Annotated in this window: 9 protein-coding genes; 8 read left to right on the top strand and 1 reads right to left on the bottom strand. The window is 39.6% G+C overall.

Annotated elements, in window-relative coordinates; translation table 11 throughout:
• Positions 1-116 precede the first annotated feature (116 nt).
• A protein-coding gene (locus tag ACOZ9X_RS11240) for an IS3 family transposase (RefSeq protein ID WP_423416476.1) occupies positions 117-1,438 on the top strand; the annotation gives its coding sequence in 2 pieces (ribosomal slippage) (positions 117-489 and positions 489-1,438; 1,323 coding nt in all).
• 172 nt (positions 1,439-1,610) lie between these two features.
• On the opposite strand, the gene ACOZ9X_RS11235 is transcribed toward ACOZ9X_RS11240, so the two are convergent.
• Positions 1,611-3,686 carry a sigma 54-interacting transcriptional regulator gene (locus ACOZ9X_RS11235; protein ID WP_423418188.1) on the bottom strand — a complete coding sequence of 692 codons (2,076 nt, stop codon included), beginning with the start codon at positions 3,684-3,686 and terminating at the stop codon, positions 1,611-1,613.
• Between the two features lie 170 nt (positions 3,687-3,856).
• Between ACOZ9X_RS11235 and yfcC the strand changes: the two genes are divergently transcribed.
• The 7 genes from yfcC to ACOZ9X_RS11200 all read left to right on the top strand — a co-directional run bounded on the left by yfcC (position 3,857) and on the right by ACOZ9X_RS11200 (position 9,736).
• Positions 3,857-5,362 carry a putative basic amino acid antiporter YfcC gene (yfcC, locus tag ACOZ9X_RS11230; protein ID WP_423418187.1) on the top strand — a complete coding sequence of 502 codons (1,506 nt, stop codon included), beginning with the start codon at positions 3,857-3,859 and terminating at the stop codon, positions 5,360-5,362.
• Positions 5,363-5,394: 32 nt separating this feature from the next.
• A complete protein-coding gene (gene iadA, locus ACOZ9X_RS11225; RefSeq protein WP_423418186.1) occupies positions 5,395-6,567 on the top strand; it encodes a beta-aspartyl-peptidase in 1,173 nt (390 codons plus the stop codon).
• Between the two features lie 96 nt (positions 6,568-6,663).
• A complete protein-coding gene (locus tag ACOZ9X_RS11220; protein WP_423418185.1) occupies positions 6,664-7,119 on the top strand; it encodes a pyridoxamine 5'-phosphate oxidase family protein in 456 nt (151 codons plus the stop codon).
• Positions 7,120-7,239: 120 nt separating this feature from the next.
• On the top strand, positions 7,240-7,626 hold the full coding sequence (locus ACOZ9X_RS11215; RefSeq protein ID WP_423418184.1) for a hypothetical protein: 387 nt from the start codon (positions 7,240-7,242) through the stop codon (positions 7,624-7,626).
• Between the two features lie 121 nt (positions 7,627-7,747).
• The gene (locus ACOZ9X_RS11210) at positions 7,748-8,353 is read left to right on the top strand and encodes a TVP38/TMEM64 family protein (protein ID WP_423418183.1); all 606 of its coding nucleotides are present in this window, start codon (positions 7,748-7,750) and stop codon (positions 8,351-8,353) included.
• Between the two features lie 80 nt (positions 8,354-8,433).
• The gene (gene map / locus ACOZ9X_RS11205; protein WP_423418182.1) at positions 8,434-9,183 is read left to right on the top strand and encodes a type I methionyl aminopeptidase; all 750 of its coding nucleotides are present in this window, start codon (positions 8,434-8,436) and stop codon (positions 9,181-9,183) included.
• Positions 9,184-9,334: 151 nt separating this feature from the next.
• Positions 9,335-9,736 carry a DoxX family protein gene (locus ACOZ9X_RS11200; RefSeq protein WP_423418181.1) on the top strand — a complete coding sequence of 134 codons (402 nt, stop codon included), beginning with the start codon at positions 9,335-9,337 and terminating at the stop codon, positions 9,734-9,736.
• Positions 9,737-9,884 lie beyond the last annotated feature (148 nt).

Below are 9,884 nucleotides of genomic sequence, written 5' to 3'. Positions count from 1 at the left end.
TGAACTGTATCCCGAATAATGGACACTTATAAAAAGTCCGTTATTCGGGATTTTTTGTGTTCTTTAACAAGAAACCCGTTATAATCAAACCAAACAGGGAGAACGGGGAATCCACATTGAGTAAAATTATCTATAACGAACTTCAAAGAAAACAACTTGAAAACAATCCAAATGTAAGCCATGTTTCAGATCGTTCTATCAGCTATAAACCCGAGTTTAAGGTTCAAGCTGTAAAAGAATATTTACAAGGAAAATTACCAATGGAAATTTTTATAGATCATGGTTTTGATATCGAGATGATTGGAGTCGATAAACCACAAGCTTGTTTAAAACGCTGGAGGTACTCGTTTGAAGCGCATGGTGAGGATGGATTTTACACGGAGCGTCGTGGAAAAGGCAGTACAGGACGTCCTTCTTCGAAGGAACCAACCTTAGAAGAAAAATTAAAGAAAGCAGAAGCTCGAAATGCTTTCCTTGAAATGGAGATCGACTTCTTAAAAAAGCTCAAGGAACTAGAAAGGCAGGCGAAAAAGAAGTAACTACATCTGAGAAGTATCAGCTCATCAATGAAACGATCCGAAAACACAACCTTAAACGCCATGTCTCCCATCTCTGTGAAATAGCTGGTGTAAAACGAAAGAGCTATTATGCCTGGCTAAAAGCAGAGCCAAAGCGCCTTGAACGAGAAACAAAAGATCAAGAGGATTATCAACTCATTAAGCAGATTCATGACAGTAAAAAAGAAAAGCTCGGCGGACGCGTAATAAAGATGCGTCTAGAAAATATCTATGATGTTAAAATGAATCTCAAAAAAATATATAGAATTAAAACAAAATTTAATCTTGAAACAAAAATACGCAGGAAAAATCCTTATAGGAAATTAGCAAAGGCTACACAAGAACATAGAACGTGCCCGAACATCCTGAATCGAAACTTTGTCCAGTCTAGACCTGGAATGGCTTTACTCACAGATATTACGTATTTATATTTGGAGGACAGTTCAAAGGTTTATTTATCTTGCGTAAAAGACAGTACAACCAGAGAGATATTAGCGTACTCTCTTTCAACATCACTAAGCATGGGGATTGTTTATCGAACACTAGAAAAATTAATGGACTCTTTGGACGGGAATGTTTATCCTGGTGCAATTCTTCATTCCGATCAAGGTTTCCATTACACACATCCTGAATTTCAAAAACGAGTAAAAGGATTAGGATTTACACAATCCATGTCAAGGAGAGGGAATTGTTTGGATAACGCCCCTATGGAATCATTCTTTGGGCACTTTAAAGACGAAGTAGATGTCGAATGTAAAACGGTCGCTGAATTAAGGTACAAAGTAGAGGAATACATAGAATATTACAATACAGAAAGATATCAATGGACATTAAGCAGAATGACCCCGGAACAATTCCGAGGTCATCTAATAGCTGCTTAAATGGTCTTTTTATAAACTGTCTAATTTTAAGGGAACAGTTCACTTAATGATTGCAGGAGCCGGCTTTTTTTTGGAGGTTTTTAAGAAGGTGTAGGACCGTTCTCGCTTATACAGCGGCATGAAATGCATGCTGGATGAGCGATTCTCAAGTTTTATGAGCGATTCTCAAGTTTTACGATCTCTCCAATTCATTTTTGATATAAATAAGCCCGCTCTCTGTCAGTCGTGTTCCTTTTCGTCCTTTGGCTTTCACGATAAACCCTTTCCGCTCCAAGAGGTCTAAGCGCAACCTGACCTGAGCTTCTGACAACTTTACGCCTTGTGATTCCAAATCTCCCAATAAGCATTTTCGGCTGGACGCTTTACCGGAACGATGGTTGCGATAGATCGAGCTCAGAATCGCAGCCTCTTCATTTGGTGCTATAAGCGGCAAGTCTTCTGCGCTCACAGCAACCTCATTGAAAACATGTGCGTCCATACTCCTCTCAAACTCTCTTATTCTCATCACTTCCTGAGGCAAATCCCGTACAGAAATCTTCTCTCCATCGCATACAGCAAGCATATAATCAATGGCATTTTTTAATTCTCTAATATTACCCGTCCAAGAGCGGTTTATTAAATGGCCAACGACTTCGTTCTCCACATTTATTTTTTTAGTAGAACGCATCTCTAAAAAATGATTAAGTAAAAGTGGAATATCGCCTTTCCGCTCACGAAGTGCTGGGATTTTTAAGTAAAGCACATTCAGCCGGTGATACAAATCTTCACGGAACAGTCCTTTTCTTATGTCAGATACCAGATCCTTGTTAGTAGCTGAGATAACTCTGACGTCTATAGGGAGTACTCGTGTTCCACCAACTCTTCGTAATTCTTTTTCCTGCAGAACCCGCAACAGGCGTGTTTGAAGTTTGACGCTAATGTCGCCAATTTCGTCCAGAAAAATAGTTCCGCCTTCTGCTTGTTCAAAGAGACCTTGTTTACCTCCTTTTTTAGCACCTGTAAACGCGCCTTCTTCATATCCGAAGAGTTCACTCTCTAATAAATCCTCTGAAAGGGCAGAACAGTTTACTGCTAGAAAGGGACCGTTTCTTCTGCCGGATTCGTTATGAATGGCACTTGCAAAGAGTTCTTTGCCCGTTCCGCTCTCGCCTTGTAAAAGGAGGGAAAGATCTGTTGCAGCCAGTTTCTTTGCAATGTTTTTTGCTCGAACTATTGCCACTGAGTCACCGATGATATCATGGAAAAAATACTTTCCGATATAGCCTTTTCGCTTTAGTTCGTATCGGGCTGCTTTTTCCATCGATATTGTAGTACTCGTGTTCTTAAATGTGGCAATCATCGTGTTTTCAGCTGTCAATGTAAACCGGTGAACCATAACATTCGTATCATTGATCGTAAAAAATTGATCAGATTGCTCACTCGCTGTATCTGTTAGAAAGTTCAGCAGCTCTTTATCTTTAATAATTTGTTTAATATGTTTTCCAACAGCTTGTTTGGAGTCCGTTAAAAATATGTGCTTTAATTCCTCGTTAAATACGGTGATCATTCCCGTATGATCAAATGATAAGATGCCATCATTAACACCGTTTAAAACTTTGTCCAAGTGTTCGTTAAATTGAAGAGCCTTTTGATTAGCATGTGCAAGTTTCTTAGATAACTGAATAATTTTTTCTGTAAATCGTTCGGAAATGCCTGTTGCTCTGTCATCTAAGACACCAAGTTCGCTCAAGATCTCTGTTATTGTAGTAATGTCAATCAGACGTACTCCGATATTGATGATTCTCTTAACCTCTTTCGGCACTAGATGCATCTCACCCGGAGTGACAGCGATATCTGCATGTTGGAAGTGAGGAATGCCTGGATAGTAGGGAAGGTAATTTAAGTGATTGATTCCGAGATGAATGAGAGTTTGTACGGACTGTTCTACCGTTTGAGGAAAATCATTTACGTACATAACATCTGTACCCTCTGGCAGCTTTAAAAGCTGATCCAGATATTCATAGTTGACGGTCCGTCTTGCCGTAATCACTCTACATGATTTATCCAAACAATGAGCTACCTCACGTTTTATAAGATAAGATGATAGAATTACGACTTCGTTTTCTAATCGTGTAGGAAGCATTTCTTCAGAAGAAAAGCTCTTAATATGAAAATAATCGCCTAATATAGATTGAAGCTGATGGGATAGTGCAATGCGTGTTTCCTTTGTACCTGCTAAAAGAACAATCTCTTTTTTTGTCTCCATCATACGCACCTTCTTTAATGGTCTTTTTTAGGATGTTAATTGGTTATAAACCTATTATCTAATAACTAGCCAATTAATAAAACAAAATATTTAAAAACCTTTAACAAAGGAGACTAAATGTTGGCACAATTCTTGCATTTATATAATGTGAACTTAGAAAAGGGGGAAGTAAAGTGGATAAGAAGAAAAGAAGGTTTGAGATGCCTGATACGTTCGTTATCGTATTCTTTGTCGTAGCCTTGATGGCACTATTAACGTATATCATACCGGCAGGACAGTTTGAAACGAAAGAAACAACTTATACGCAAGGTGGAGAAGAACAGACTAAAACAGTACTTGTTCCTGACAGCTTTTCCTATGTAAAAGGGGAGGACGGTGAGCCAGCTACTAAAGGTGTCAGCCTGTTTGAAGAAGGCGGCGGTGCGGGGTTCTTGAACTATATCTTTGAAGGCTTAGTTACTGGGGATAAGTGGGGATCTGCTGTTGGGGTTGTTGCGTTTATCCTTATAATCGGTGGTGCGTTCGGAATTATTATGAAGACGCGTGCGATTGAAGATAGTATTTTAAAGATGATTGACCGTACAAAAGGAAAAGAAGTCCTTATTATTCCGATTATGTTCTTATTATTCTCATTAGGCGGAGCAGTTTTTGGAATGGGTGAAGAAGCCATTGCGTTTGCGATGATCCTTGTACCAGTTGTAATTGCGCTTGGTTATGATGCGATTACAGCGGTTATGATTACGTATGTTGCCACACAGATTGGATTTGCCACATCATGGATGAATCCGTTTGGTGTAGCGATTGCACAAGGAATTGCTGGGGTTCCCGTATTGTCAGGTGCACCGTTCCGTATTGGGATGTGGGCATTCTTCACATTAATAGGTATTGTTTATACATGGATTTATGCTTCTAGAATTAGAAAAGATCCTAAACGTTCATTATCATATGAGTCCGATGCTTACTTCCGAGAAGATTTTAAACAATCGGATATTAAAGCAAACTTTGGAACAGGACATATCCTTATTCTTTTAACAATAGGAGCAGGGGTAATCTGGATTGTATGGGGTGTTGTTGAAAGAGCATACTACATTCCTGAAATTGCAACTCAATTTTTCACAATCGGTTTAGTTGCGGGTATAATTGGAGTAATCTTCAAACTTAATAATTTAACAGTAAACGGCATATCAGATGGTTTCAAACAAGGAGCTAGAGATATTCTTCCTGCAGCCCTCATTGTTGGTATGGCAAAAGGGGTTATTATCATGTTAGGTGGAGACAACCCTGCTGAGCCTTCCGTATTAAACACCATGCTAAATGCGGCAGGCGGGCTCGTTTCAGATGTTCCTGTAGCGGTTTCAGCTTGGATCATGTATGTATTTCAAGCCGTGTTTAACTTCTTTATCGTTTCAGGTTCAGGTCAAGCCGCTCTTACTATGCCGTTAATGTCTCCGCTTGCTGACATGGCAGGCGTTACGAGACAAGTCGCAGTACTTGCGTTTCAGCTTGGTGACGGATTTACTAACATGATCGTACCGACGTCCGGGGCATTGATGGGAACATTGGGCGCGGCACGTATTGAGTGGTCCAAATGGTTCAAGTTCCAGATTAAGTTTCAGCTATTATTGTTTATCTTAGCTTCTATTGTAATCGTTACAGCAGTACTTATTGGTTTTAAATAATCTATCTTTGAAAAAATAAAGGACTGATTTACATGTTTACACTCATAAAAGGCGGTGAGGTGTACGCTCCTCATTATCTTGGGAAAAAAGATATTCTTTTAGCAGCCGGAAAGATAGCCAAGATTTCGGAAAATATTGAATCGCCGGCACCTGCTCTTGATATTCATACAATTGATGCAACAGGAAAAATAGTAGCACCAGGTTTTATTGATGGTCATGTTCATATTACTGGCGGTGGAGGAGAAGGTGGATATAAAACAAGAACTCCTGAGATCTATCTGTCAGATGTTACGAAAGCGGGTGTGACAACGATTGTTGGTGTAATCGGTACGGACGGAATAGCCCGGACGATGACTTCTTTGATCGCAAAAGCAAAAGCGCTAAAAGAAGAAGGAATCTCGTGCTTTGTACATACGGGTTCCTATCAAGTTCCTGTTAAAACGTTAACAGGGAATATTGAAACAGACATCATGATGGTCGATGAGATCATCGGTGTAGGTGAAATTGCTATTTCTGACCATCGTTCCAGCCAGCCGGACGCTCATGAACTGGCAAGGCTAGCGTCACAAGCAAGAGTTGCAGGTATGCTTTCAGGAAAAGCTGGTGTTGTGAACATTCACCTTGGCGACAGCAAAAGGATGTTATCTTTAATTGAAGAAGTAGTGGATACGACCGATCTGCCTCTTTCTCAATTTTATCCGACGCATATCAACCGAAATTCTTACTTGTTTGAAGCAGGGATTGAATTTGCGAAAAAAGGCGGTATCGTAGATTTCACAACAAGTACGACGAAGCAATTTTTAGAAGAAGGCGAAGTTAAATGCTCAATCGGGCTTAAGAGGATGCTCGATGCCGGAGTGGCAATTGAGCAAATCACGTTTACATCAGACGCACAAGGAAGTTTGCCTGCATTTAATGAATTTGGAGAGTTTACGGGCTTGCGTATCGGCAAAGTGAACTCGCTGTTCGGTGAAGTGCGTGATGCTGTTCAATTAGAAGGGGTTCCACTTCATGAAGCATTGCAGACAATCACTTCTAATCCTGCCCGCATTTTAAAGCTTAAACAAAAAGGAAGACTGCAAGAAGGGCTAGATGCTGATCTTGTTCTTCTTAATGAAGATCTCAACATTGATTCAGTTTTCGCGTTGGGGCAAGTGATGGTTCGAGACGGAGAGACTGTAATTAAGGGCACGTTTGAAGAGTAAAGGAAGGAAGCGTAATGCTTCCTTTTTCACTTTCAACTTATGAAATATATGGTAAAATAGGGATCATACATAATTTTCTTAAAAGGTGGCGATCAAGTGGCAAAACAAGAAATTCCAACAACGTTAAGTCCAGAATTGTTTGAACACCTGCAAGGCGAACAACTTGTTCTCTTAGGGACCGTTGACAGAGAAACGAATGCTCCATCTGTTAACGCGATATCATGGGTAAAGAGTTTGTCGAAAGAGAAGATTCGATTTACGGTGACGAACAATTCACGCATCGTAACGAACATTAAAGAGAATCCACATGTGGTACTCACGGTAGTAGGTCTTGAAACCGTGTATTCCATTAATGGAAAAGCGAACATACTGCAAGAAACCATGGAAGGTGTACCCTTAAAGCTTGCGAAGATCGAAGTGGATATTGATCAAGTGTTTGAGAGTATGTTCTGGGGTGCAAAGATCGTCCAAGAACCGGTATATGAAAAGACGTATAATGAAAAGAAAGCAAAAGAGTTAGATGTCCAAGTGTATGACGCTCTTATGAAATAAGGTTGACTTTTTTACAACTAGAAGAACGTACAAACCGTCAAAACGTTAAGTTGTGGCGGTTTTTTGTTTATTTATAGATGTGTGCTACAACATGGTGTCATATGAAAAAAGGGGGATTAAATGCCTATCCTATACCGTTTGTTTCTCTTGTCGGGGCTTCTTTCTATCTTGGTTGGGATCGTACATATCACGAGTCTTGTGGAAACGAAAGAAGATGGTTTGAATGTTTTGGGGTATCCTCTTCTTTTATGGGGTATTGTCGCATTCCTATGTGCGTTAAACCGTTTTGCTATTGTGTGGATACACAAACTATTGGCTGCAGTGGGGGCATTACTACATGGAACGGTAGTTTTGTATAGTCTATTGTTTCCGTTCGATGCTCAGATAAAGGGAATGCAGTTTGTCAGTTTCTTGTTACCTTTAATGTCATTCATCTCAGTATGTTGCTGCGGATTAATTCTAGGGCAAAAAAGGGATAAAATACATTCAAAAACGATCAGCAAATAGTGAACTTTTTTTACTTTATGATAAAATTAGATGATTAACTCCTTGTTTTTCCTAAAGTCGGTTTTAAACAAGTTAACTGTGGCAACGATGAGGGTATGAGGAAGAAAAGGGTGAACGGTGGATGGACTGGCGAAACTGGGAACGCTATTTTACTGAAAAAAACATATTAGAACTGCTTGATCAATACAAAGATTTAGGTTTCTTGCCAGGGATATTGCTACCTATGCTTGAATCATTCCTGCCGATCCTTCCGCTTTTTATTTTTGTAGCGGGAAATGCAGCGGCATACGGATTTTGGTTAGGATTTCTTTATTCGTGGATTGGGGTTTGTGTTGGTTCTATCATTGTGTTCTTATTAGTGCGGCGATTTGGTCAAAAGCGATTTTTGAATTTTTTAAACAGACATACAAACACAACAAGAATGCTTGGATGGTTAGAGAGGCATGGTTTCGGTATGCTTTTTCTCATCTATTGTTTTCCGTTTACTCCATCCGCTCTAGTTAACGTAGTAGGCGGATTATCACGGATTAATATAAAAACCTTTCTGCTAGCATTGACTCTCGGTAAATTGGTGATGATCGCGATCGTTTCATTTATCGGATACGACTTTATTGATGTGTTGAAGAGCCCATTGAAACTTGGGATGATTGCTTTTGGCATATTTGTATTGTGGCTAGGTGGAAAGATAGTTGAATCAAGACTTAAGGAATCAGAGCATCGGGCGTGATGAGACGCCAGGTGCTTTTTTACTTTCACGAAGATCTTTTTCCTTGAATATAGTTAAAAAAGAGGAAGGGAGACTTTGTATTGATTAAGATCAAGTCACAAAAGCAGATTGAAAAGATGCATGAAGCAGGAAGGCTGCTCGCTTCATGTCACAGAGAATTAAGCAAGCTTGTTATCCCTGGAACAACAACATATAAAATCGATCAGTTTGTTGAAACTTATTTAAAAGCTCATGGAGCAAGTGCTGCTCAAAAAGGATATATGGGGTATCCTTTTGCGACTTGTGCTTCTGTAAATGATGAAGTATGTCACGGGCTTCCTAATAAAAGAGCGTTAAAAGAAGGAGATATCGTAACAATTGATTTTGTTGTGAATCTAAATGGATGGCTGGCTGATTCCGCTTGGTCATATGAAGTAGGAAAGGTTTCTAAAAAGTCTCATGCTTTATTGGAAACAACCAAACAAGCTCTATATAAGGGGATAGAACAAGCACGAGTTGGTAATCGTATAGGTGATATTGGTCATGCGATTCAAACTTATGCGGAGAATAAGGGTTATTCGATTGTTCGAGAGTTTATTGGGCATGGTATAGGGCGCTCCATACACGAAGAGCCTCAAGTTCACCATGTTGGAGAGCGTAACACGGGAATCACTTTAAAAGAGGGTATGGTCATAACCATTGAACCTATACTCAATGGAGGGCGGCCGCATGTTAGTTTGTTAGAGGATGGTTGGACCGCCGTCACTTATGATGGAAGTCTTTCAGCACAATATGAACATACTGTTGCCATTACAAAAGAGGGGCCAATTATTTTAACAGAACAAGCTTAAAATAAACATTGCCGCATATTCATTAAAGAAGAGCGGTAATTTTTTTTGCTCTTAAGGTTATTTTTTTAAAGTAACTTGACATAGACAAGTTACTAATTGTAATATACTAACATAAAGTAAGTTGAATTCACGAAAAGAAAGAGGGATAAGGATGTTATCATTAGGGTTATTGATTATTCGATTAGTAGTGGGTCTGGCATTAGCAGCACATGGAGCTCAAAAGTTGTTTGGATGGTTTGGCGGTTACGGATTAAAAGGAACCGGAGGCTGGATGGAATCTATCGGAATTAAACCAGGCTATACGATGGCTCTATTAGCAGGTCTGGCTGAATTTGGCGGCGGACTTTTGTTTGCCGCAGGTTTATTCACCGAAATTGGTGCTGTGCTGATCGCTGGAACGATGCTTGTGGCTGCAATTAAGGTTCACTTGCAGAACGGCTTTTGGGTAACGGCGAACGGCTATGAATTTAACCTAGTCTTAATTGCAGTAGTGATAGGAGTCGCCTTAACAGGGGCAGGAGATTATTCTTTAGATCACCTTTGGTTAAAATAGAACTGGATACAGAACAAAAATGACGAGACCACTTTATGCAAAGTGGTTTTTTCTTTTGCCTAAGTAATTAAGATCAGTAGAAAAGATTCAATACGATACCATAGTCACAGTTAGAAAAATCACTTATAATGGTGAAGTACTTTTATAA

The organism is Fictibacillus nanhaiensis (assembly GCF_049537595.1).
Lineage (GTDB): Bacteria > Bacillota > Bacilli > Bacillales > Fictibacillaceae > Fictibacillus > Fictibacillus nanhaiensis_F.
The sequence above is the reverse complement of the archived record's forward strand: the minus strand, read 5'-3'. Positions and strand labels throughout refer to the sequence as shown.